Here is a 22,679-nt window from a genome sequence, read left to right as displayed (position 1 = left end):
CGAAAAATGGGTTAGCTGCATCCACCTCGCCTGACACACCGCCATCGCGGGCAAGCGCGCTCCTACAGATTCCGAAACCCTGACCAAGAAGCCCCAGCATGCGTCCAGCCCGCGCCCTTATTGATCTTCAAGCCTTGCGCCACAACTACCAACTGGCGCGCGAAACCGCTGGCGCCAAAGCGCTTGCCGTCATCAAGGCGGACGCCTACGGCCACGGCGCGGTGCAGGTTGCGCAGGCGCTTGAATCCCAGGCCGACGGCTTTGCCGTGGCGTGCATCGAAGAAGCGCTGGAGCTGCGTCAGGCCGGGATCAACGCCCCGATTCTGCTGCTGGAAGGTTTTTTCGAGGCCGACGAACTGGCGCTGATCGTCGAGCATGATTTCTGGTGCGTGGTGCATTCCCTCTGGCAACTCGACGTCATCGAGCAAACCGCCTTCGGCAAGCCGCTGAACGTATGGCTGAAGATGGATTCGGGCATGCACCGCGTTGGCATTCATCCCGCGGATTTTCAGGCGGCGCATCAGCGGCTGCTGAACAGCGGCAAGGCCGCGAAGATCGTCCTGATGACCCACTTCGCCCGCGCTGACGAACTCGACAGCGTGCGCACTGAAGAGCAAGTGGCGATTTTTCAATCGGCACGTAACGGCTTGGCCGCTGAAGTCAGCCTGCGCAATTCCCCCGGCGTCATGGGCTGGCCCAGCGTGCCGAGTGACTGGGTGCGTCCCGGCATCATGCTCTATGGCGCGACGCCGTTCGAGAAGCCGCAAACGATCGCCGATCGTTTGCAGCCGGTCATGACCCTCGAGTCCCGGGTGATCTGCGTGCGCGACCTGCCCGTCGGCGAGCCGGTGGGCTACGGCGGTACATTCGTTGCCGAGCGCAACATGCGTATCGGTGTGGTCGCGATGGGATATGCCGACGGCTATCCACGCCAGGCGCCCACCGGCACTCCCGTGATGGTCGACGGTCATCGCAGCCAGTTGCTCGGGCGTGTGTCGATGGACATGCTCTGCGTCGACCTCACAGACGTGCCGGGGGCAGGGCTGGGCAGCCGCGTCGAACTGTGGGGCAAGAACATCCTCATCAGTGACGTTGCGTCGAACGCCGGCATGATCCCCTACCAGATTCTCTGCAATCTCAAGCGCGTGCCGAGGCTCTATAACGGGGCCTGATCTCCGCTCGCCAACCCTTGCAAACCATCCCTTCGCGGCCAGTCACGGCCGCCAGTCCCTTTGCTGATCTGGCCATGGGCTCAAGTGTTGTAAATACTGAACGCTGTTGCCATGATGGCGGCCACTTGACCCAACTTGATCATCAGGAGGACTCCCGCATTGGACGTCGGTGAACGACTGCAATCCATTCGTAAACTCAAAGGTCTGTCCCAGCGTGAACTCGCTAAACGAGCGGGCGTGACCAACAGCACCATCTCCATGATCGAGAAGAACAGCGTCAGCCCCTCGATCAGCTCGTTGCGCAAGGTGCTGGGCGGCATACCGATGTCCATGGTGGAGTTCTTTTCCGAAGAGCTCGAACCCGAAAACCCGACCCAAGTGGTCTACAAAGCCAGTGAACTGATCGATATCTCGGACGGTGCGGTGACCATGAAACTGGTCGGCAAATCCCATCCGAGCCGCTCCATTGCGTTTCTTTCCGAGGTCTACCCGCCGGGTGCTGACACAGGCATCGAGATGCTCGTGCACGAGGGCGAGGAGACCGGGATTCTGGTCGAGGGCCGTCTTGAGCTGGTGGTCGGTCTTGATACCTACGTGCTCGAAGAGGGCGACAGTTACTATTTCGAGAGCTCCCGACCGCATCGCTTTCGCAACCCGTTCGATGTTCCTGCGCGACTCATAAGCGCTGCCACGCCGGCGAATTTCTGATCAGCGACATGATTAACCGACAACTGATCTTCCTCGGGCTGGCCGTTTTGCTCTTCGCCGATGCTGCAAGCGCGACGATGCGCTGCGGCACGGCGCTTATCAGTCTGGGGGACACCGCCGACGTGGTCCGCCAGAAGTGCGGGGCGCCTGACAGCAGCGTTGATCAGATGCCTGCGCTCAGAAGCAACGGGGTTCCGAAGCTCGGCACAGCGAAGGTTAGTTTGTGGGTGTACGGCCCCCGCAACGGTGCAAAACAACACTTACGGTTTATCGAGGACAAGCTGGTAGAGATCGAGACGAAGCGGGATTGAGTCGCCGAGTGGCAGTCGTGTTTATGGGCGCAAGCGGCGCAATGCAGCAAATCCTCTGAAGGCCCGGTCCAACCGCTATCAAATAACAAAATCAGGAGAGGCCGGATGCCGCATTCCTGCTCGATCGAGCAAGCTGTCGATCACGTGCTGGCCGAGTTGCCGGCTCATATTCATATGGGTATGCCGCTGGGGTTGGGCAAGCCCAATCGCTTTGCCAACGCGTTGTACGCCCGAATCAAATCGCTGCCCGATCGGCATCTCACCATCTACACCGCGCTGTGCCTCGGGCGACCGGATGGCGGCGACGGTTTGCAGGGACGTTTTCTCGAGCCCTTTCTGGAGCGCGTCTTCGACGATTACCCGGAGCTGGATTTCCTCACCGATCTGCGACGGGACGACCTCCCGCCCAACATTCACGTTCAGCAGTTCTTCATGCAGCCCGGTAGCCTGCTGGGCAGCGTCGAAGCGCAGCAGGACTATGTCAGCAGCAACTACAGCCACGCCGCGCGGGACATCAACGCCAACGGCCTGAATCTGATTGCGCAACTGATCGCCTGCGACCCGCAACGGCCCGGTCACCTCAGCCTGAGCTGCAACCCCGACATCACCCTCGACCTGCTGCCCATGGTGGAAAAACGCCGCGCGGCGGGCGAGCGCATTCTGATGCTTGGCCATGTCCACTCGGATCTGCCGTATATGCAGGGAGGCGCCGAGGTTGGCGTCGACACCTTCGACCTGCTGATCGAGCACGAAGAGCGCAGCACGCTGTTCTCGACGCCAAACATGCCGGTCGGTGTCCAGGATCACTTCATTGGCTTGTATGCGAGCACGCTGGTGCGCGACGGCGGCACGTTGCAGATCGGCATTGGTTCGATGGGCGACGCCCTCACCGCCGCCTTGCTTGCGCGCCAGGCCGATAACGAAACCTACCGCGCGTGCCTGGCCGAGCTGGACGGTATCTCTACCTGGAAGCCGTTGATTGAGGCGCAAGGCGGGGTAATGCCATTCGCCACGGGGCTTTATGGCTGCAGCGAAATGTTGGTCAACGGCCTGCTGGTGCTGCTGGACGCCGGGATCATCCGCCGCAAGGTGTACGCCGACATCGAGCTGCAGCAGATGGCTAACGACGGAGTGCTCGACGAGTCGGTTTATGGTGACGGCGTATTGATTCACGGCGGTTTCTTTCTCGGGCCGCGCAGCTTCTACGAGCGGCTGCGGGAATTCACGCCGGCGCAGATCGCGCAGATCAACATGACCGCGATCAGCTACATCAACGAGCTTTACGGCAACGAGACGCTCAAGCGCCTTCAACGGCGGGATGCGCGATTCATCAACAGCTGTTTCACTGTCACCTTGCTGGGCGCAGCGGTTTCAGATCAGTTGGCCGATGGCCGGGTGGTCAGCGGTGTCGGTGGGCAGTACAACTTCGTCGCTCAGGGCCACGCGCTGGAGGGCGCTCGTTCAGTGCTGATCCTGCGCAGCTGGCGTGAATCGGGCGGGGAGGTCAGTTCCAACATTGTTTGGGACTATGCGCACGCGACGATACCGAGGCATTTGCGTGACATCGTCGTCACCGAATACGGCATTGCCGACCTGCGCGGCAAGACCGACTCTGCGGTGATCGAGGCGCTGCTCAACATCAGCGATTCACGCTTCCAGCCGGGCCTGATCGATCAGGCGCAAAAGGCCGGCAAGCTGCCGAAGGATTTCCGCCTCGATCCGCTGTTCAGCCAGAACACGCCCGAGCGGCTGAAGGACATTCGCGACCAGTTCCCGTCGCTATTCGTCGAGTACCCGCTGGGCAGCGATTTCACGGCTGAAGAGCGCGATTTGCTGCGCGCGCTGAACTGGCTAAAGAGCAAGTTCAAGCTCACGGAAATCATCGAGCTGGGCAAGGCCACGCTGGAAGCCCCTGACGCGAGCGCGTATCCGGAGCACTTGCAGCGCATGGGCCTGGATCATCCACAGGGACTGCGAGAAGAGCTGTATCAGCGGCTGGTGTTGGCGGGGTTGCAGGCAACTGCCTAGGTCCGATCCTTCTTGGGAATGTAGGAGTGACCGGGGTGGCGCTCCACCTTGCCCGCGATTGCGGTATGTCAGCCGACATCGATGTCACAGACCCACCGCCTTCGCGACCGTCGTAACCTCCGATTGCTCCTACAGTGGATTTGCGTCCGATGCAGATGTTGGGTGTGGGGCAAAACTGTAGGAGTGACCGGGGTGGCGCTCCACCTTGCCCGCGATTGGGGTGTGTCAGCCGACATCGATGTCACAGACCCACCGCCTTCGCAACCGTCGTAACCTCCGATTGCTCCTACAGTGGATTTGCGTCAGACGCAGATGTTGGGTGTGGGGCAAAACTGTAGGAGTGACCGGGGTGGCGCTCCACCTTGCCCGCGATTGCGGTGTGTCAGGCAACATTCATGTCACAGACCCGCCGCCTTCGCGACCGTCGTAACCTCCGATTGCTCCTACAGTGGATTTGCGTCCGACGCAGATATGGGCAACGCCACAAACTGTAGGAGCGCGCTTGCCCGCGAATGCATTGGGTCAGGCAACACTGATGCGACAGACCCACCGCCTTCGTGCTGCACCCGCTCAGCCGAGGGTTTTGATCACCAGCAGCGCGGCGGCAAAAAAACCGCTGACGGCAAACAATTGCTGCAATCTCGGGCCGGCGAGGTAGCGGCTTACCTGTCTGCCAGCCATCAGTCCGGCGACGGCCCCGACGGCGAACGGCAGCCCCACTGACCAGTGCATCGCGCCGCTGACGCTGGCCGTGATCACACTGCCCGTCGAAACCAGTGCGATCACCGCCAGCGACGTGGCGACAATGCTCTTCATTTCAAGGTCCGTGTAACGGGTCAATGCCGGCACGATGACAAAACCACCGCCCACACCGAGCAAACCCGATAGCAGCCCGGCCAGTGCACCGGTTGCCGCCAGTGAGCGGGCGCACGGCAGGGTCCATCGGAGGCGACCCACCAACGGATTGACCACGCAAGGTCTGAATGCCCCTCGATCCGGCGGCTTACCGTGACGCAGCTCGTGAGCGGCTTTGCGGTAGATCCGCCCGCACACATAAAAAAGAATCAGCGCAAACCCCAACGCCAGCGGCGCATTGGGCAGTTGATGCGCGAGCCACAGGCCTACCGGCGACAATGCGATGCCAATGATCGCAATGAAAATGGCGGCGCGGTAACGGACGATGCCCTGGCGCAGCCCCAGCGCTGCACCGACCGCCGAAGCCAACCCGACTGCCAGAAGGCCCACCGGCGCAGCTTCAATCATCGTCAGGCCCAGCCCGAAAACCAGCAGCGGCACAGCAAGAATGCCGCCACCCGCGCCTGTCAGTCCCAACACCGCGCCGATGATCGTACCGAGGCCGGCTCCGATCAGTTCGTGTTCATTCATGTTAAGTGAGCAAGTCCCGTGGGTCTTTCCGGATGGGTTCTGGGTGCGAGCGCGCTGGATCGGCGCGCCTGGCAGAATTTACAGCGCGTTGATCGGAACCTTCAGGTAGCGCACGCCGTTGTCTTCCGCCTCCGGCAGATTGCCGCCACGCATGTTGATCTGCACTGAAGGCAGGATCAGCATGGGCATGTCGAGGGTGGCATCACGCTTCTCGCGCATCTCGACGAAAGCGTCTTCGTCGATGCCTTCGCGCACGTGGATATTGCTGGCGCGTTGCTCGGCGACGGTGGTCATGAACATCAGCTCACGGCCGTTCGGCAGGTAGTCATGGCACATGAACAGACGCGTCTGCGGCGGCAGGCTGAGGATTCGGCCAACCGAGCGATACAGCGTGCGCGCATCGGCACCGGGGAAGTCGCAACGGGCGGTGCCGTAGTCGGGCATGAACAGCGTATCGCCGACAAACGCGACGGCCTCGTCACCCGCTTCAATCACGTATGTCATGCACGCCGGTGTATGGCCGGGGGTGTGCATGGCACTGGCCTGCAGCGTGCCAATCTGAAAGTGCGTGTCATCTTCCAGCAGCCGGTCGAACTGGCTGCCGTCACGGGCGAAGTCGCCTTTGGCGTTGAACAGCGTGCCGAAGACTTTCTGCACGCGGGTGATGTGGCTGCCAATGGCGACGGTGCCGCCGAGTTGTTCTTTCAGGTAGGCCGCTGCCGAAACGTGATCGGCGTGGACGTGGGTTTCCAGAATCCACTGCACCGAAACGCCCAGCTCGCGGACCCTGCCGATCAGCTTGTCTGCGGACTGCGTGCTGGTGCGCCCGGATTTCGGGTCGTAATCCAGCACGCTGTCGATCAGCGCGGCTTGAAGCGTAGAGCGGTCAATGACCAGGTAACTGATGGTCGAGGTCTGCGGATCGAAGAACGCCTCTACGCTCAGTTTTTCGCCAATGATCATGGTGCTCTCCTTTGTTGCCGATGCAGGAATGCTGCGGTGTGTCTGTGATGCGGAGGTCGACGGTTACGGCGTCTTCGCGGGAAAGCGCGCTCCTACAGGACGTGCGGCGTGTCAAATGCAGGCCTTGGGTATCAAACGAACGTCACAACGCCATCTTTCAACGACTGCACGCGCGCCAGTGACTCTACACGATAGCCCTGACCGTCCAGCTCGGCGCGGCCGCCTTGGAACGACTTCTCGATCACGATACCCAGGCCGGCGACGGTTGCGCCCGCTTGCTTGATGATCGAGATCAGCGCCTGGGACGCCTTACCGTTGGCCAGGAAATCGTCGATGATCAGCACCCGATCACTGCTGTTCAGGTGACGGGTCGAAATGGCGATGGTGCTTTCGGTCTGCTTGGTGAACGAGTAAACCGATGCGGAAAACATGTTTTCAGTGAGGGTCAGCGACTGATGCTTGCGCGCGAAGATCACCGGAACGCCCATCTTCAAACCGGTCATGACCGCAGGGGCGATACCCGACGCCTCAATGGTGACGATTTTTGTGATGCCCGAGTCGGCAAACAGCGTGGCGAATTCGTCGCCGATCTGCTGCATCAACACCGGGTCGATCTGATGGTTGAGAAACGCGTCGACCTTCAATACCTGATCGGAAAGCACGATGCCTTCGTCGCGAATTTTCTTGTGCAGTGCTTCCACGTGTGTGGTCCTCAGAGCGCGATGTGCGCGAAATGAACGTTATCTTTTCAGCATGGCGCGTATGTCCGCCAAGGCTGTGTTGCCGCGTACGGCTTTGACTTCAACGGGCGTGTCATCGTTGCCTTCCCAGGCGAGATCGTCCGGTGGCAGTTCGTCGAGGAACCGGCTCGGCAGGCAATCGATGATTTCGCCGTACTGCTTGCGTTTGGCGGCGAAGGTGAACGCCAGCGTCTGCCGCGCGCGGGTGATGCCCACGTAGGCCAGGCGGCGTTCTTCTTCGATGGTATCGGCCTCGATGCTGGAGCGGTGCGGGAGGATTTCCTCTTCCATGCCCATGATGAACACGTACGGAAACTCCAGGCCCTTGGAGGCGTGCAGCGTCATCATCTGCACGCCTTCGGCGCCGTCTTCCTCTTCCTGCTGACGTTCGAGCATGTCGCGCAGGACCAGTTTGCCGATGGCTTCCTCGATCGTCATGCCGCCTTCTTCGTCCTTCTCCAGCGTGTTTTTCAGCGCCTCGATCAGGAACCACACGTTGCCCATGCGGTAGTCGGCGGCTTTGTCGCTGGAACTGTTCTGACGAATCCAGTTTTCGTAATCGATGTCCATGACCATGCTGCGCAAAGCGGCAATCGGGTCTTGCGTCGCGCATTGCTGGCGCACGCCGTCCATCCAGTGCTTGAAGCGTCTGAGGCGGTCGGTGAAGCGGGCGTCCAGATGTTCACCCAGGCCAATCTCGTCGGTGGCGGCGTACATCGACACCTTGCGCTCGGTCGAGTAGTTGCCCAGCTTTTCAAGGGTGGTGGAGCCGATTTCCCGGCGCGGGACGTTGATCACGCGCAAGAAGGCGTTGTCGTCGTCGGGGTTCACCAGCAGGCGGAAGTAAGCCATCAGGTCTTTCACTTCCTGGCGTCCGAAGAAGCTGTTGCCCCCGGACAGCCGATACGGAATCTGGTGGTGCTGCAGCTTCAGCTCGATCAGCTTGGCCTGATAGTTACCGCGATAGAGGATCGCGAAATCGCTGTACGGCCGGTCGGTGCGCAGGTGCAGGCTGAGGATTTCGATGGCCACGCGCTCGGCTTCGGCGTCTTCGTTCTTGCAGCGAATCACACGGATTTCATCGCCGTGACCCATCTCGCTCCACAGCTGCTTCTCGAACGCATGAGGGTTGTTGGCGATCAGCACGTTGGCGCAGCGCAAAATCCGGCTGGTGGAGCGATAGTTCTGCTCCAGCATCACCACTTTCAACGACGGGTAATCGTCCTTGAGCAGCATCAGGTTTTCCGGCCGTGCGCCGCGCCAGGCGTAGATCGACTGATCGTCGTCACCCACAACGGTGAACTGGCAGCGCGTGCCGATGAGCATCTTCACCAGCAGATACTGGCTGGCGTTGGTGTCCTGATACTCGTCGACGAGCAGGTAGCGCACCTTGTGCTGCCACTTTTCCAGAATGTCGGCGTGCTCTTCGAACAGCTTCACCGGCAGCAGAATCAGGTCGTCGAAATCCACCGCGTTGTATGCCTTCAGCGTGCGCTGATAATGGCTGTAGACGATGGCGGCGGTCTGCTCCTTTGGGTTGCGCGAATTGGCGAGGGCCTCGGGCGGCAGAATCAGTTCGTTTTTCCAGGCGCCGATCATGTTCTTGATCTCGTCGACGCCGTCGTCGCCCGAGTATTCCTTCTGCATGATGTCCGTCATCAGCGCCTTGACGTCGGTTTCGTCGAAGATCGAGAACCCGGGCTTGTAGCCCAGACGGGCGTGTTCCTTGCGGATGATGTTCAAGCCCAGGTTGTGGAACGTCGAAACCGTCAGGCCGCGCCCCTCGCCGCTGCGCAGAAGGGTCCCCACGCGCTCTTTCATCTCCCGCGCTGCCTTGTTGGTAAAGGTCATGGCGACGATGTACTGGGCTCGGATGCCGCAGTTCTGGATGAGGTGGGCAATCTTGCGTGTGATCACGCTGGTCTTGCCGGAGCCAGCGCCGGCGAGCACCAAAAGAGGGCCGCCGACGTAGTTCACGGCTTCCTGTTGCCGGGGATTGAGTCGGGACATGGGGAAAAATGGGGTCGCTTTGAAAAGGGCGGGCATTTTAACAGGGTCAGCGGATTGTGCAGCCACCGTCCGACACTGTGATGCGCCGCGCTATCTATATTTCGCCGTTTTGTTACATTTGCGTATTGCGGATGATTCTCGCGTTTGACGACCCTCATTCGGGGGTGCGCCAAGGTCTTTACGTTTGTGTGGGGAGTTAGCTTGTCTACGCCTGTCGAACCCTTGCGCTTGCTGATTCTGGCGGACTCGCCCGAATGGCCGGCATCGTTGCGCGAGTGCCTGGCACCGATCGGAGACGCCGCCGTCCTTGACTGCGCGCCCAGCTGGGCTGCCGCTGGCGATCAAACAGACCTCGCCGTCCCCGGAATCCTTTTCACCACTGAAGCCCTTCAGCCCGCCGCCGGCCAATGCCGCTGGCCCACCGTATTGCTTTTCGAGACAGAACCGGACGAAGAGCCTGTCGGCGTCAGTGATTGGCTGGTGCGAGACGTCCTTACCCCGCAGGCCTTGCGCCGTTGTCTGCGTCATGTGCGCGAACGGGGCGTGCTGGAAACCACGCTCAATCGCCTCGCCGAGCAGGATCCTCTCACCGGCATCGCCAATCGACAGGGCTTTCAGACGCTGTTGGCCGCCCGGCTGGCCGAGTTCGATGGTCGTGGCCTGGCGCTTGGGCATCTGGATCTGGACAACTTCCGGCGCGCCAACGACGCGCTGGGTCATCAGGCGGGCGATCGACTGATTCTGCAAGTGGTCGCCCGGCTGAAAGGTCAACTGGAGGCGTGCGATCAACTAGCGCGATTGGGCAGCGACGAATTCGCCCTCCTGATCGACACTCGACGGGCACCTGAGCGCGCGGAGTCCATTGCCGAGCGCATCACCGAAGCCTTGTCCGAACCGTATTGGATCGATGGCGAAAGCCTGTTGATCGGTTGCAGCCTGGGCATCGCATATGCCCGTCTCAACGGCGGCGCCGATCCACTGATGTGGCATGCGCACATCGCCATGCAGCAGGCCAAGGGCACGCAGGGCTGTACCTTTCACGTCTTCAACGAACGCATCAACCGCAATGCCCGCAGTCTCGCCGACCTGGAAAGTGAGCTACGCCGGGCCTTGCGTCGCGACGAGCTGGAGCTGCATTACCAGCCGCGCCTATGCCTGAACACCGGGCACATTCTGGGGCTGGAGGCATTGGTGCGCTGGCGCCACGCTGAGCGCGGCTTGCTACCGCCGAGCGAGTTTGTGCCGCTGGCCGAGCAAAGCGGGCTGATTGTCCCGCTGGGATACTGGGTCATCGCCCGTGCGCTGCGCGACATGCAGGCCCTGCGCGAGAAGGGCGTGCCGCCGCTGCACATGGCAATCAACCTTTCATTCCGTCAATTCCAGGATAACCAGTTGCTGGCGACGCTCAGCCGCTTGATCGCCGATCGCGGTATTGACGCGCAATGGCTGGAATTCGAACTCACTGAAACAGCCGTCATGCGCCGCAGTGACCTGGTCAAGCAGACCATGGACGCGCTGGGCCGGCTGGGTGTGCGTTTCTCGCTGGACGATTTCGGCACGGGCTTTTCATCCTTCGTGCACCTCAACAGCCTGCCGATCACGCTGTTGAAGATCGACAAGAGCTTTGTCGGTGAAATGGAGCAGCGCGAGGAAAACCGCAAGCTGGTCCACGCCATGATCAACCTGGCCCACAACCTCAGCCTCGAAGTGGTGGCCGAAGGCGTCGAAACCCCTGAGCAACTGGCATTGCTGCGCAGTTTCAACTGCGATCAGGCTCAAGGGTTTCTCATCAGCCACCCGCTGGCATTGCCGGAGCTGATGAATTATCTCGCGATGGATCAGAGCAAAGGGACTGCGCTGCAGAGCCAGTGAGGGGCGGCGCAATTTTTCGACACGCCTCGGACAGATTCTGTAGGAGCGCGCTTGCCCGCGAACGCGGTGGGTCAGGCAACACGGATGTTCCAGACCCATCGCCTTCGCGACCGTCGTAACCTCCGATTGCTCCTACAGTGGATCTGCGTCCGCCCTGAATTGTGAGTACGCCCTCCTACAGATTGCAGAGGCCTATCCCATCACAACAACGCCCGTCGCTTCTTTGCGCAGCAGCCGCGCGGTCTTGCGCTCGAATGCCCACGTCAGTGCAACCGCTGAGCAGAGCAGGCCGATCGCCAATCCCCACCACACGCCGACTGCGCCCTGGTTCGCGAGAAACCCCAGGCCCCATGCCAACGGCGCGCCGACGACCCAATAGCTCGCGAGTCCGATCAGGAATGTGGTCTTGGCGTCCTTGAATCCCCGAATGGCGCCCATGGCGATGGTCTGCGTGCCGTCGAGAATCTCGAACCAGGCTGCGATCGCCAGCAGCTTCACCGCCAGCTCGACCACACCCTGGTATTTCGCATCGTTGACGTCCACGAACAAACCGATCACGGCGTGGGGCGCGACCCAGAACAGAATGCCGAACGACAGCATCAGCAGCCCGCCGAAGCCAATCCCCATGCGTCCGGCAGTCCGCGCCAGCAGCAGGTTTCCGGCGCCGTAATGCAAGCCGATGCGCATGGTCACCGCGTAGGAAATCCCGACAGGAACCATGAACGCCATCGACACCGACTGCAGGGCGATCTGGTGCGCGGCCATCTGGGTGCTGCCCATGGCGCCCATGCAGAACGCCGCGAAGGTGAACAGCCCGACCTCAACCGCGTAGGTGCCGCCAATCGGCAGGCCCAGACGCCACAGCTCTTTCAGGCAGCTGCGCGAGAGTTTCAGCAGTTCTTTGTGAAGGGGATACGCCGCATAGGCGCTGTGATAACGAATGTGCAGGGCGAGGGCCAGGGCCATGGCGTTGGTGACAATGGCCGTGACCAAGCCAATGCCCATCAGGCCCCAGTGCGGCAGGCCGAACAGCCCGTTGATAAACGCGTAGTTGAGCCCGAAGTTCAGTGCCACCCCGACCAGGCTAATCACCATCACGGGTGTAGCACGCCCCAGCGCGCTGGTGAATCCGCGCAACGCCATGAAACTCAGCAGGCCGGGCAGCGCCAATGGCAGCGTGATCAGAAACTCACTGGCCATGTGAACGTTGGCTTCATCTTGACCAAACTGCAGCAGGATCGGCTCGAGGTTCCACAGAATCAGCGCGGCAATCAGCGCCATGCCCCACGCCAGCCACAAACCAGCCTGGGTCAGGCGAGTCACACCGGCATGATCATTCGCGCCTTTGCGGATCGCCACCAATGTACCGACCGCTGCCATGACACCCACGCAAAAGAACGACACGAAGTTGTAGCTCGCGGCGCCCAGCCCGCCCCCGGCGAGGGATTCCGGGCCCAGCTTGCCCATCATCACGGTGTCGGTGAACACCATCAGCATGTGCGCCATCTGCGAAGCAATCAGCGGCCCGGCAAGACGCAGGATGATCCACAGTTCTTTGAAGGCGTGCTGGTGCATGGTCTTTGCGCTCGGGTTTGCGGGTGTTGGCAGGCTGGCCATTGTGGGGATTCAGGCAGGGATGCACAAAGGGATAAATCCGATAACTCGCATGAGTAAAACTCATCCTGGTATTTCTGCAGTAGAGTGACCGGAGTCGCCTGACTGCCTGAGGAATCTACGCCGATGTCTCGCACCCTCCCGCCTCTGTATGCTCTGCGCGCGTTTGAAGCCGCTGCGCGACACAGCTCGTTCACTCGCGCCGCCGAAGAACTATCGATCACCCAGAGTGCCGTGAGTCGGCATATCCGCACCCTGGAAGAGCACTTCGCCTGCCGTCTGTTCCGCCGCAACGGTCGCAATCTGCAGCTCACCGAAGCCGCCCGCGAATTGCTGCCGGGCGTGCGGGAAGGCTTTTCAGCCCTGGAACGAGCGTGCAGCGCGTTGATGGCGGAGGAGGGCATCTTGCGCATGAAGGCTCCATCGACCCTGACCATGCGCTGGCTGCTGGCGCGGCTGAGTCGTTTTCGCCATCTGCAGGTGGGCAACGAGGTGCAACTCACCAGCGCGTGGATGGACATCGACAGCGTCGACTTCACCCAGGAGCCGTTCGATTGCGCGGTGTTGCTCAGCCATGGGCATTTCCCGCCGGAGTGGGAGGCGACTTACCTGTTCCCGGAATGGCTGATTCCCGTGGGCGCCCCGACGCTGCTGGATGACGCGCCGTGGGACGCGGAACGGCTGGCCGGCGCCGAACTGCTGCACCCCACACCCGATCGACGCGACTGGCGCCGATGGCTCGAGCGCATGGACTTGTCTGACCGGGTCTCGCTCAAGGGCGGCCAAGTATTCGACACGCTTGAGTTGGGCATGATTGCGGCGGCCCGGGGTTATGGCGTTTCGATGGGCGATCTGTTGATGGTGGCGGAGGACGTCGCCCAGGGCCGACTCAGCCTGCCGTGGCGCACGGCAGTGGTCAGCGGTGAAAACTACTACCTCGTCTGGCCCAAGACTCGTCCGGGCGGCGAGCGGATGCGGCGACTGAGTGACTTTTTGCAGGGCGAAGTGCAGGCAATGGCATTACCGGACGTCACTATTCTGGAGTAAGTCTTGGAGTGCTCCCCGGCCGAAAGCGGCCTCATGACCGCCAAAAAGGGAATTAATTCCGTCCTCAAACGGTGTAGGACTCAAGTATTTCGTTTGTCAGCCGAAGCTGTAATTGCGAGCCGGTTCTCCTCAATCGGTTCATCAATCCTCTCTATTAGATTCGTCCGAATGGTGTTCCTGAGATCAGGACGGCCCAGTCGTTCGGCAAGGAGCTCCAATGTCTCAGCCTCGCGCCCGAATTGCTTCGCAACTCGGCATCGCCCTGGCCGTTATTCTGGCCGTCGTCATCAGTGGCAGCACGCTGTTCGCCCTGCGCTCACTGGACTCGGCAAACCTGGTTATTCGCGAAGAGCACATGGGCAGCGAAGCCCGATTGCTCGCCGACCAGTTGAACACGTTCCACAGCACCCTGCGTGACAGCACCCAGCGTTTGAGCGGCCTGTTCGAGAAGCGTTTCTCGGGCGGCCTGAGCGTGCAGGCTGATCAGCAGGTTGCGGTCGCGGGCGTGCAGACCCCTTCGTTACTGCTCAACGGCAATGCGCTGAACAACGACTTCACCGAAGTCGACGACTTCAAGAAAATGACGGCCGGCGTGGCGACGGTCTTCGTTCGCAGCGGCGACGACTTTGTGCGCGTCAGCACTTCCCTGAGCAAACAGGACGGCTCACGCGCCCTCGGCACCTCGCTGGATCACAAGCATCCGGCCTACGACAAGCTGCTAGCCGGCCAGGGATACGTCGGTCGCGCGCTGTTGTTCGATCGTCTGTACATGACGCAGTACAGCCCGGTGCGTGACGCCAGCGGCAAGGTCATTGCCGTGCTGTTCGTCGGTTTCGACTACACCGACGCGCAGAAGGCGCAGTTCGACAACCTGAAAAACTTCCGCATCGGTTCCACCGGCTCGCTGGCCCTGCTCGATGAACAGAACAAATGGCTGGTGCCGCCTGCGGGCGTGAAGGACCTGGATCAGGCCGCCACCACGCTGGCCGAGTTCGGCAAGACGCCGAGCGTCGGGCGTTTCTGGCAGGACGCCGGTGAAGATTTCTATACCGTCGGCGAGAAGTTTGCCGGCGGCCCTTGGACGGTTCTGGCGACGATGCCCAAGGATGAAATCAGCGCAGTGACCTGGAGCGTCGGCACGCAATTGGCCATCGGCAGTCTGCTGGCGATGTTGATCGCTGTCGGTGCCGCGATCTGGCTGTTGCGCAGCAAGCTGCGGCCGCTGTCGGCGTTGGTCAGTCAGGCGGAAGCGTTGGGCGCTGGTGATCTGAGCGCACGTCTGAACATTTCCAGCCATGACGAAATTGGTCAGTTGGCAGGCAGCTTCAACAAGATGGGCCAGGCGCTGGAAACCATGGTGTCCCACATCCGCACGGCCGCGCTGGAAGTGAGCAGTCGTGCCAACGCATTGTCCGGCCTGTCGGGCGGCGCTTATGAAGGGATGGAGCAGCAATCCGGCGAAATCACCAGCATGGCCGGTGCAGTGGAGGAGTTCAGCGCCACGGCCCTGACCATCGCCGACAACATGGGCACCACCGAACGCATGGCGCAGGGCAATGCTCAGCAGACCCGCATCGGTCGCACGTCCATGGAAGAGGCGTCGGCCTCGCTGGAGCAAATCGCAGGCTCGCTGAGCAGCACCGCGACAGTGATCGATACCTTGGGCCAGCGCTCGCAAGAGATCGGCGGGATCGTCAGCGTCATCACCTCGATCGCCGAGCAGACCAACCTCCTGGCCCTCAACGCTGCGATTGAAGCAGCACGCGCCGGTGAGCAAGGCCGTGGTTTCGCGGTGGTAGCGGATGAAGTCCGCAGCCTGGCATCACGTACGCGTCAGGCCACCGATGAAATCTCCGGCATGATCAGCAGCATTCAGCTGGAGACCAGCAACGCAATCAGCACCATGCAGCAAGGCAACGCACTGATGCAGGAAGGCCTGTCGCGCAACGCCAAAGTCGCCGCAGCCCTGGCCCAGATCGACGAACAAAGCCGCTCGGCCGGTGAGCAATTTACGTCCATCACCACGGCTACCCAGGAGCAGAGCAACACCGCAACGCTGCTCAGCGCCAACCTGCAAAGCATCGCCCTGGCGAACAGCGAGCAACGCGAAGTCGTGTCCAACCTGGCGATCACGGCTCAAGAGCTGAACGCGGTCGCGTCTGACTTGCAGAAGGAAGTGGATCGGTTTCGGTGAGGCGGGAGAGTTGGTGGTACTTGAGTGCGTACCGGGACCGGCACCAAATCTCAGGCTTTTGGCGGCCACTGTTGTGCAGCATGTAAAACGCGAAGTATGAGCAGGGTTGTGGGGGTTTCGGCGTACACCACCAAATAGTTCGGAGCCACTACGATCTCCCTGGTTCCTGCTTCCCGACCGGCTTTATAAAGCGTTGGATGGCGAGGGAGGTGGCCGATACGAACATCGATCTCCTCCTTCAAGCGCCACGCTGCTTTGGCGTCATGGCCGGCGATGTATTCAAGGATCGCCAGCAAATCGTCCTTGGCATACTTGCTCCATTCAATTGTCAGCACCGCGCTTCCTTTCAAGTAATTCGGTAGCGGCAGCCATGACATCCTCGTGCGAGTGCGTCGGCCCCGAGTCGTCCATGGCTTCACGCACCTTGCCCCTGAACCACTGATCGTAAGCGTCCGGGTGTGCGCCGAGGCCAGCGGGTAGACCGCCTTCGCGGACTACCCGAGTGAGCAAAATACGCACTGCATCGGAAATGGTGAGGCCAAAGTTGGCCAAGGTCTCCGATGCCTGGTTTTTAAGTGCCTGATCAATCCTCACATGCAGCATTGAAGTCTGGGTTGTCATGAGGGCTACTCCTGAAAAAGATCACTATGTATCTCATTTGAGATACGCACAACGAAGATCTTTAGTTCGACGAAGGCCGATACTGCAAAGCCTCAGCAATGTGGCATCGGGCGATTGCGTCCACCTTCTCCAGATCGGCCAGCGTGCGCGCCACTTTCAGCAATCGGTGTGCAGCGCGCAGAGAGAGGTTCAGACGTTCACAAGCATTCTCGAGCCAGGCTTCGTCTTCCGGCAACAGCGCGCAGTGCTGACGCAGTGCGGGCAGATCAAGGAATGCATTGGCGCAGCCCTGGCGTCGTTGTTGGCGCTGTCGGGCTTCGGATACCACCTCCGCTGCGCTGGCGCTTTCGCCCTTGCAATCGGGCGTTGCCGCTAAAGACGTGGTTTCGCGGGCGACCGTCAGATGCAGGTCAATCCGGTCGAGCAGCGGCCCGGACAGCTTGTTGCGGTAACGCTGAATCTGATCAGTTGAGCAGCGACAGCGCCCGGTCGGCTCGCCGTGATAACCGCACGGGCAGGGGTTCATCGCCGCCACCAGCTGAAAGCGCGCCGGAAAGCGCACCCGATCCCGCGCGCGGGAAATCACGATGTGGCCCGATTCGAGCGGTTCGCGAAGCACCTCCAGCACGCGCCGGTCAAATTCCGGAAGCTCGTCCAGAAACAACACGCCGTGGTGCGCGAGGGTGATTTCGCCGGGTTGCGGGCGACTGCCGCCACCGACCAAGGCAGGGCCCGATGCCGAATGATGGGGTTGCCGAAAAGGGCGCTGGGGCCAGCTGGTCAGCGGAGCGTGACTGGCAACCGACTGAATCGCCGCCACCTCCAGCGCTTCGAGCTCATCCAGCGGCGGCAATAGCCCGGGCAAACGGCTCGCGAGCAGCGTTTTACCGGTGCCGGGAGGGCCGCTGAAAAGCAGGTTATGGGCACCAGCGGCGGCTACCAATAGAGCGCGTTTGGCGGCAGTCTGGCCTTGCACCTCACTCAAGTCGGGATAAGGCTGGGTCTGCAGAATCAGGCCATTGGATTTATAGGGCGGGATGACCGTATGGCCGTTCAGGTGCGACACCAGCTCCAGCAGATGACTGACCGCGATTACCTTCAGGCCTGACGCCAGACACGCTTCCTCGGCATTCACCGCCGGCACGATCAGCGTGTGTCCCGCTTCCCGCGCAGCGAGCGCCGCCGGGAGCACGCCCTGCACAGGCCGAATCGCACCGGACAACGCCAGCTCCCCCAGGCACTCAATGCCCTCCAGCGCAAGCGTCGGCACCTGCGCGCTGGCGGCGAGCAAGCCAAGCGCGATGGCAAGATCGAAGCGTCCGCCGTCCTTGGGCAAATCGGCAGGCGCCAGATTCAAGGTGATGCGCCGCGCAGGGAATTCCAGCCGACAGTTGAGGATCGCACTGCGCACCCGATCCTTGCTTTCCTTCACCGCACCTTCCGGCAGACCCACCAGCGTCAGGCTCGGCAGCCCATTGGCGAGATGGGTTTCGACGGTCACGGCAGGCGCTTCAACGCCAACTTGGGCACGGCTCAGAACAATGGCGAGGGACATGTCTTTCCTTGTAGGCAGCACCGCTTCCTGCGGCGAGCTTAAGGATAGTCATTGCTCCGGCGCGTGGCCCCGTGCATGTTCTACGGCATGTGTATGAATGGAAGGAAGGAGGAGTGATGACCCGTAATGGAGAGGGGCCCGTGCATCCAGGGGAAATTCCAAGCGAGGAGTTTCTCGAACCGTTGGCCGCTACGGTCACCTTCGCCGGGGCGCGAGCCTGTGACTTCGAAGCGCTTGTTGCCATCCGGCTCGACGCCATGCGTGAGAGCCTTGAGCGGATTGGACGCTTCGATCCCGTGCGCGCCCGAGAGCGTTTTCGCGAAGGCTTTTCCCCCGAATTTACCCGCCACGTTTTGGTTGCCGGAAAGCGGGTGGGTTTTGTCGTGGTCAAACCGCGCGTTGACGGTTTGTTGCTCGATCACCTCTACATCAAGCCAGACGCGCAAGGATCAGGAATAGGTTCGATTGTTCTTCGTCAGATCTTTACGGAAACAGATGCGGCGGCACTGACGTTATACGTTGGGGCTCTGAAGGAAAGCGCTTCAAATCGGTTCTACACTCGTCATGGTTTTCAGTTCGTCGAAGCTGGCGAATTTGATAATTATTATGCTCGGCACGTCGCTCAAGGCTGCCCGCCAGTGGCTGGCTGAACAAAGCCTTCATATACAGTGCCGACATGGCGCTACGGCTGGCAGCGTGCTTCGAGACCACCCCGGAGTTCTGACTGAACTTGCAACTCACCTACGACCTGCCCAAAGCAGGGATCGAGCCAGGTGAGGCGATCAAAGCCCAGGTTCAGCGCATTGCGCACTGCGCCTGAGCACATTCAGGTTCTGAAGCTCAACGCTGCGGCTCATCCCCTGACGCTTTCGGCTGCGGCGCCAACTGCGCTTCCATCTCCGCCATTTTCACTTCCAGTGCCTCAAGTCGGGCGCGGGTGCGGGCGAGGACGATCATCTGGCTGTCGAATTCTTCCCGGCTGACCAGGTCCAGCTTGCTGAAGCCGCTCTGCAGCAGCGCCTTGAACTGGGTTTCGAATTCGCTGCGTGGAACCGGGGTTTCGCCGTTGAACAGGCGGGAAGCGTGGCCGCTCAGGGCGTCGAGAAAGGCTTTGGGGGCGAGCATGATGAAACTCCAGAATCAGAGGGCGCGAGTGTAGCACGCAGCTTTCGACCCTCCGCTGCACGCAACGCTCTGCACGGTTTTCGCGCATGGCCTCGGGCGCGGGCGCACCGTTGTTGTGCGGTGATGACAATCGATGACTACGCTAAGGCGTGAATTAACGGTCGAACTGCCGAAATTCATGCATCTCGATGAGATGGCAAGCTTTCTGCTTAGTGGCTTGTAACCCATGCACTGATGCAGTCGCTGTGACGAATGCAGTGCGGCAGGCGGAGCGGGGAATGTTTCGTCAGAAGCGGTTTTCTGGAGCTGGTCAGGTCTCTTGCGGACACGACGCGTTACAAAGCCAGACACTGCGCTTAGACTTGAGTCGGGTTTGTTTTCCTGGGGCAAGTCCACCAATTCGGGAGAAAGTTTCATGAAGCTAGTCACTGCCATCATCAAGCCGTTCAAGCTGGACGACGTACGCGAGTCGCTGTCCGAAATCGGCGTGCAGGGCATCACAGTCACTGAAGTCAAAGGTTTCGGACGTCAGAAAGGCCACACCGAGCTCTATCGCGGTGCGGAGTATGTAGTCGACTTCCTCCCCAAGGTGAAGATCGATGTTGCGATCGACGACAAGGATCTGGACCGCGTTATCGAAGCGATAACCAAAGCGGCCAACACCGGCAAGATCGGTGACGGAAAGATCTTCGTGGTCAATCTGGAACAGGCCATCCGCATCCGTACCGGCGAAACCGATACCGACGCAATCTAAGCCGCCAAACCCCAACGCCCCAGGAGAAAACAATATGACTCTGCGTCAATTCGCAGGGCTAGGAGCCCTGTTGTCCCTCGTAACCCCTGGCTTGGCCATGGCGGCAGACGAAGTGGCAGCCCCTGTACTCAATTCCGGCGATACCGCCTGGATGCTGACCTCCACCGCGCTGGTGCTGTTCATGACCATCCCCGGTCTGGCGCTGTTCTACGGCGGCATGGTCCGCTCGAAAAACATTCTTTCCGTGATGATGCAGTGCTTCGCCATTACCGGCCTGATTAGCATCCTGTGGGTCGTTTACGGCTACAGCATGGCGTTCGACACCACTGGTATGGAAGCCAACGTCGTCAACTTCAACTCCTTCGTCGGCGGTCTGTCTAAGGCATTCCTGGCAGGCATTACCCCAGCGAGTATTACCGGTCCTGCGGCACTGTTCCCGGAAGCGGTCTTCGTGACCTTCCAGATGACCTTCGCCATCATCACCCCGGCGCTGATTGTCGGCGCTTTCGCAGAACGCATGAAGTTCTCCGCGATGCTGATCTTCATGGCGATCTGGTTCACTCTGGTTTATGCGCCAATTGCGCACATGGTCTGGAGCGGCGTCGGTGGTCTGTTGTGGGACTGGGGCGTTCTCGACTTCGCGGGCGGCACCGTCGTTCACATCAACGCCGGTGTGGCTGGCCTGGTAGCGTGCCTGGTGCTCGGCAAGCGTAAAGGTTTCCCGACCACCCCAATGGCTCCGCACAATCTGGGTTACACCCTGATAGGCGCGGCCATGCTCTGGGTCGGCTGGTTCGGCTTCAACGCAGGTTCCGCGGCTGCGGCCAACGGCACCGCCGGTATGGCCATGCTGGTCACCCAGATCGCTACCGCTGCTGCAGCGCTGGGCTGGATGTTCGCCGAATGGCTGACCCACGGTAAGCCAAGCGCTCTGGGCATCGCCTCGGGTGTGGTTGCCGGTCTGGTTGCTGTGACTCCAGCTGCCGGCACGGTCGGCCCGATGGGCGGCCTGATCATCGGTCTGGCGGCAGGCGTGGTCTGCTTCTTCTGCGCCACCAGCCTCAAACGCAAGCTGGGCTACGACGACTCCCTGGATGCCTTCGGCGTTCACGGTATCGGCGGTATCCTCGGCGCGATCCTGACCGGTGTGTTCGCAGCGCCTTCGCTGGGCGGCTTCGGCACCGTGACCGACATCGCGGCACAAGTCTGGATTCAGTGCAAAGGCGTTGGCTTCACGGTCATCTACACCGCGATCGTGACCTTCATCATTCTCAAGGTGCTCGACATGGTCATGGGCCTGCGTGTCACCGAAGAAGAAGAAGCGGTCGGCCTGGATCTGGCGCAACACAACGAACGTGGTTACAACCTGTAATCCACCCATGAAAAAATGCCCGGGTCTCCGGGCATTTTTTTGTCTGGCGTTTGTCGATAGGGATGTCCGCACAGGGGGCAGGCGTTCCAGCCAGGAACATCCGCTGCAATGTTCGGCCAAACCTGACGATTCTGTACGCTTGAGAGGGCATAAACGCCCTTGTTCAGCGCTCCTGAAAATCGTCGCTCATTACGCACTTTGTTTTTTTTTCCAGCGCGTTAGAATGCGCGCCGAAGGGCGGAGAACGGTATGTGGCAACAGACCTTGATCACGTTGCGGGCAAGGCCTCGCGGTTTCCATCTGGTGACTGACGAGATCGTCGCGGGGATAAGCGATTTACGCGAATGCCGCATCGGCCTGTTGCATGTCTGGTTGCAACACACTTCGGCCTCGTTGACCGTCAACGAGAACGCTGACCCGGCGGTACGTCGCGATTTCGAGCGTTTCTTCAACCGTCTGGTGCCTCAGGGGCGCGACGGCTACGAGCATGACGACGAAGGGCCCGATGATCTGCCTGCGCACTTCAAAGCCAGTCTGCTTGGCTGCCAGCTTACATTGCCGGTTACAAATGGACGGCTGGCGTTGGGCACATGGCAAGGTATTTATCTGGGCGAGCACCGCGATGCAGGCGGTGCCCGTAATGTGCTCGTCACGCTTCAGGGTGAGGGCACGACCGCTAAAATTACGCGGTAGTTGAATTTTTTCCGGCTGTCCAAGAAATCAAGCCCGGCTGGGCTATAACTAATCTGCTTTCGCAAGTCATGAGGTAGAACATGAGCGACGACGACATCGAAGAAGGTCTGGAAGACGATCTGGAAGAAGGGGAGGACGGTGAGGGGCTTGCAGCGGCTTCCGATGAAGATGCAGTGGAGGTCGATGACAGCGCTGAAGTCTCTGCGACTCCGGCCAAAGGCAAGGCCAAGGCCGCCGTGTCGGTTGACGAATTGCCCAGCGTGGAAGCCAAGAACAAAGAGCGTGATGCTCTGGCTCGCGCGATGGAAGAGTTCCTCGCACGCGGTGGAAAGGTCGTGGAAGTGGAGGCCAACGTGGTCGCCGATCCGCCCAAGAAGCCCGACAACAAGTACGGCAGCCGCCCTATCTAAGGGACTGGCTCTGCGCTTGATGAAAAACCCGCTGTCGCTGCGGGTTTTTTATTGCCTGCGATTCGGGTGGTTTAGTTGCCAGGTACTGGCATCGGGCAATGTTG

Annotated in this window: 21 protein-coding genes; 12 read left to right on the top strand and 9 right to left on the bottom strand. The window is 60.7% G+C overall.

From position 1 onward, the window contains the following. Window positions 1–98 precede the first annotated feature (98 nt). The 4 genes from alr (at window position 99) to ACYAR8_RS25720 (ending at window position 4,219) form a co-directional block, all read left to right on the top strand. Window positions 99–1,172 carry an alanine racemase gene (gene alr / locus ACYAR8_RS25735; protein ID WP_463581438.1) on the top strand — a complete coding sequence of 358 codons (1,074 nt, stop codon included), beginning with the start codon at window positions 99–101 and terminating at the stop codon, window positions 1,170–1,172. A 159-nt stretch (window positions 1,173–1,331) separates the two neighbouring features. Beyond that, window positions 1,332–1,880, top strand: coding sequence for a cupin domain-containing protein (locus tag ACYAR8_RS25730; RefSeq protein ID WP_074893135.1), 549 nt, complete (start codon window positions 1,332–1,334; stop codon window positions 1,878–1,880). 8 nt (window positions 1,881–1,888) lie between these two features. Next, window positions 1,889–2,191, top strand: a complete 303-nt coding sequence (locus ACYAR8_RS25725) for a DUF2845 domain-containing protein (protein WP_463581437.1) — start codon at window positions 1,889–1,891, stop codon at window positions 2,189–2,191. Window positions 2,192–2,296: 105 nt separating this feature from the next. Beyond that, window positions 2,297–4,219: an acetyl-CoA hydrolase/transferase C-terminal domain-containing protein gene (locus tag ACYAR8_RS25720; protein ID WP_463581436.1), complete on the top strand. Its 1,923-nt coding sequence runs from the start codon at window positions 2,297–2,299 to the stop codon at window positions 4,217–4,219. A gap of 570 nt (window positions 4,220–4,789) precedes the next feature. On the opposite strand, the gene ACYAR8_RS25715 is transcribed toward ACYAR8_RS25720, so the two are convergent. The 4 genes from ACYAR8_RS25715 to rep form a co-directional block, all read right to left on the bottom strand. After that, window positions 4,790–5,605: a sulfite exporter TauE/SafE family protein gene (locus ACYAR8_RS25715; RefSeq protein WP_463581435.1), complete on the bottom strand. Its 816-nt coding sequence runs from the start codon at window positions 5,603–5,605 to the stop codon at window positions 4,790–4,792. A gap of 78 nt (window positions 5,606–5,683) precedes the next feature. Continuing rightward, window positions 5,684–6,568 (bottom strand): MBL fold metallo-hydrolase, encoded by an 885-nt coding sequence (locus ACYAR8_RS25710; RefSeq protein ID WP_463581434.1) that lies wholly within the window; start codon window positions 6,566–6,568, stop codon window positions 5,684–5,686. Between the two features lie 131 nt (window positions 6,569–6,699). Beyond that, complete coding sequence (locus tag ACYAR8_RS25705; RefSeq protein WP_074892657.1) at window positions 6,700–7,269, bottom strand: xanthine phosphoribosyltransferase; 570 nt, start codon at window positions 7,267–7,269, stop codon at window positions 6,700–6,702. Window positions 7,270–7,308: 39 nt separating this feature from the next. Continuing rightward, window positions 7,309–9,318 carry a DNA helicase Rep gene (gene rep, locus ACYAR8_RS25700; protein WP_074892658.1) on the bottom strand — a complete coding sequence of 670 codons (2,010 nt, stop codon included), beginning with the start codon at window positions 9,316–9,318 and terminating at the stop codon, window positions 7,309–7,311. Window positions 9,319–9,519: 201 nt separating this feature from the next. On the opposite strand from rep, the gene ACYAR8_RS25695 reads away from it, so the two are divergent. Continuing rightward, on the top strand, window positions 9,520–11,190 hold the full coding sequence (locus ACYAR8_RS25695; RefSeq protein ID WP_074892659.1) for a putative bifunctional diguanylate cyclase/phosphodiesterase: 1,671 nt from the start codon (window positions 9,520–9,522) through the stop codon (window positions 11,188–11,190). A gap of 192 nt (window positions 11,191–11,382) precedes the next feature. On the opposite strand, the gene ACYAR8_RS25690 is transcribed toward ACYAR8_RS25695, so the two are convergent. After that, entirely contained in the window at window positions 11,383–12,765 is a 1,383-nt protein-coding gene (locus ACYAR8_RS25690; protein ID WP_074892692.1) for a NorM family multidrug efflux MATE transporter, read from the bottom strand. Window positions 12,766–12,930: 165 nt separating this feature from the next. On the opposite strand from ACYAR8_RS25690, the gene ACYAR8_RS25685 reads away from it, so the two are divergent. Together ACYAR8_RS25685 and ACYAR8_RS25680 are read left to right on the top strand one after the other, a co-directional pair. Further along, window positions 12,931–13,851 carry a LysR substrate-binding domain-containing protein gene (locus tag ACYAR8_RS25685; RefSeq protein WP_074892660.1) on the top strand — a complete coding sequence of 307 codons (921 nt, stop codon included), beginning with the start codon at window positions 12,931–12,933 and terminating at the stop codon, window positions 13,849–13,851. A 217-nt stretch (window positions 13,852–14,068) separates the two neighbouring features. Continuing rightward, window positions 14,069–16,045 carry a methyl-accepting chemotaxis protein gene (locus tag ACYAR8_RS25680; protein ID WP_463581433.1) on the top strand — a complete coding sequence of 659 codons (1,977 nt, stop codon included), beginning with the start codon at window positions 14,069–14,071 and terminating at the stop codon, window positions 16,043–16,045. Window positions 16,046–16,095: 50 nt separating this feature from the next. On the opposite strand, the gene ACYAR8_RS25675 is transcribed toward ACYAR8_RS25680, so the two are convergent. From ACYAR8_RS25675 to ACYAR8_RS25665, 3 genes are all read right to left on the bottom strand, one after another. Beyond that, on the bottom strand, window positions 16,096–16,380 hold the full coding sequence (locus tag ACYAR8_RS25675; protein WP_463581432.1) for a type II toxin-antitoxin system RelE/ParE family toxin: 285 nt from the start codon (window positions 16,378–16,380) through the stop codon (window positions 16,096–16,098). Next, window positions 16,367–16,666 (bottom strand): type II toxin-antitoxin system RelB/DinJ family antitoxin, encoded by a 300-nt coding sequence (locus tag ACYAR8_RS25670; RefSeq protein ID WP_463581431.1) that lies wholly within the window; start codon window positions 16,664–16,666, stop codon window positions 16,367–16,369. The genes ACYAR8_RS25675 and ACYAR8_RS25670 overlap by 14 nt, the downstream gene beginning before the upstream one ends. A gap of 61 nt (window positions 16,667–16,727) precedes the next feature. After that, complete coding sequence (locus ACYAR8_RS25665) at window positions 16,728–18,221, bottom strand: YifB family Mg chelatase-like AAA ATPase (RefSeq protein ID WP_463581430.1); 1,494 nt, start codon at window positions 18,219–18,221, stop codon at window positions 16,728–16,730. A gap of 116 nt (window positions 18,222–18,337) precedes the next feature. Between ACYAR8_RS25665 and ACYAR8_RS25660 the strand changes: the two genes are divergently transcribed. Then, window positions 18,338–18,871 (top strand): GNAT family N-acetyltransferase, encoded by a 534-nt coding sequence (locus tag ACYAR8_RS25660; RefSeq protein ID WP_463581429.1) that lies wholly within the window; start codon window positions 18,338–18,340, stop codon window positions 18,869–18,871. A gap of 190 nt (window positions 18,872–19,061) precedes the next feature. Here ACYAR8_RS25660 and ACYAR8_RS25655 read toward each other — a convergent pair whose 3' ends face one another. Next, window positions 19,062–19,346: an accessory factor UbiK family protein gene (locus ACYAR8_RS25655; RefSeq protein ID WP_074892665.1), complete on the bottom strand. Its 285-nt coding sequence runs from the start codon at window positions 19,344–19,346 to the stop codon at window positions 19,062–19,064. A gap of 415 nt (window positions 19,347–19,761) precedes the next feature. Here ACYAR8_RS25655 and glnK point away from each other — a divergent pair, with 415 nt between their 5' ends. The 4 genes from glnK (at window position 19,762) to sutA (ending at window position 22,575) form a co-directional block, all read left to right on the top strand. Next, window positions 19,762–20,100 (top strand): P-II family nitrogen regulator, encoded by a 339-nt coding sequence (glnK, locus tag ACYAR8_RS25650; RefSeq protein WP_002555808.1) that lies wholly within the window; start codon window positions 19,762–19,764, stop codon window positions 20,098–20,100. A 34-nt stretch (window positions 20,101–20,134) separates the two neighbouring features. Beyond that, the gene (locus tag ACYAR8_RS25645; protein WP_065987505.1) at window positions 20,135–21,472 is read left to right on the top strand and encodes an ammonium transporter; all 1,338 of its coding nucleotides are present in this window, start codon (window positions 20,135–20,137) and stop codon (window positions 21,470–21,472) included. 249 nt (window positions 21,473–21,721) lie between these two features. Continuing rightward, a complete protein-coding gene (locus ACYAR8_RS25640) occupies window positions 21,722–22,165 on the top strand; it encodes a secondary thiamine-phosphate synthase enzyme YjbQ (RefSeq protein WP_463581428.1) in 444 nt (147 codons plus the stop codon). Window positions 22,166–22,245: 80 nt separating this feature from the next. Next, window positions 22,246–22,575 carry a transcriptional regulator SutA gene (gene sutA, locus ACYAR8_RS25635; RefSeq protein WP_074892667.1) on the top strand — a complete coding sequence of 110 codons (330 nt, stop codon included), beginning with the start codon at window positions 22,246–22,248 and terminating at the stop codon, window positions 22,573–22,575. The last annotated feature ends 104 nt before the right edge of the window (window positions 22,576–22,679 follow it).

The sequence above is a fragment of the Pseudomonas sp. HP_01 genome (assembly GCF_055284355.1).
The sequence above is the reverse complement of the archived record's forward strand: the minus strand, read 5'-3'. Positions and strand labels throughout refer to the sequence as shown.

Bases quoted from the DNA above. Each gene is read 5' to 3' on its own strand.
- ACYAR8_RS25685 (WP_074892660.1), top strand. From the start codon at position 12,931: ATGTCTCGCACCCTCCCGCCTCTGTATGCTCTGCGCGCGTTTGAAGCC.
- alr (WP_463581438.1), top strand. From the start codon at position 99: ATGCGTCCAGCCCGCGCCCTTATTGATCTTCAAGCCTTGCGCCACAAC.
- rep (WP_074892658.1), bottom strand. From the start codon at position 9,318: ATGTCCCGACTCAATCCCCGGCAACAGGAAGCCGTGAACTACGTCGGC.
- ACYAR8_RS25655 (WP_074892665.1), bottom strand. From the start codon at position 19,346: ATGCTCGCCCCCAAAGCCTTTCTCGACGCCCTGAGCGGCCACGCTTCC.
- ACYAR8_RS25680 (WP_463581433.1), top strand. From the start codon at position 14,069: ATGTCTCAGCCTCGCGCCCGAATTGCTTCGCAACTCGGCATCGCCCTG.
- glnK (WP_002555808.1), top strand. From the start codon at position 19,762: ATGAAGCTAGTCACTGCCATCATCAAGCCGTTCAAGCTGGACGACGTA.
- ACYAR8_RS25690 (WP_074892692.1), bottom strand. From the start codon at position 12,765: ATGCACCAGCACGCCTTCAAAGAACTGTGGATCATCCTGCGTCTTGCC.
- sutA (WP_074892667.1), top strand. From the start codon at position 22,246: ATGAGCGACGACGACATCGAAGAAGGTCTGGAAGACGATCTGGAAGAA.
- ACYAR8_RS25665 (WP_463581430.1), bottom strand. From the start codon at position 18,221: ATGTCCCTCGCCATTGTTCTGAGCCGTGCCCAAGTTGGCGTTGAAGCG.
- ACYAR8_RS25715 (WP_463581435.1), bottom strand. From the start codon at position 5,605: ATGAATGAACACGAACTGATCGGAGCCGGCCTCGGTACGATCATCGGC.
- ACYAR8_RS25660 (WP_463581429.1), top strand. From the start codon at position 18,338: ATGACCCGTAATGGAGAGGGGCCCGTGCATCCAGGGGAAATTCCAAGC.
- ACYAR8_RS25645 (WP_065987505.1), top strand. From the start codon at position 20,135: ATGACTCTGCGTCAATTCGCAGGGCTAGGAGCCCTGTTGTCCCTCGTA.
- ACYAR8_RS25720 (WP_463581436.1), top strand. From the start codon at position 2,297: ATGCCGCATTCCTGCTCGATCGAGCAAGCTGTCGATCACGTGCTGGCC.
- ACYAR8_RS25710 (WP_463581434.1), bottom strand. From the start codon at position 6,568: ATGATCATTGGCGAAAAACTGAGCGTAGAGGCGTTCTTCGATCCGCAG.
- ACYAR8_RS25640 (WP_463581428.1), top strand. From the start codon at position 21,722: ATGTGGCAACAGACCTTGATCACGTTGCGGGCAAGGCCTCGCGGTTTC.
- ACYAR8_RS25725 (WP_463581437.1), top strand. From the start codon at position 1,889: ATGATTAACCGACAACTGATCTTCCTCGGGCTGGCCGTTTTGCTCTTC.
- ACYAR8_RS25670 (WP_463581431.1), bottom strand. From the start codon at position 16,666: ATGACAACCCAGACTTCAATGCTGCATGTGAGGATTGATCAGGCACTT.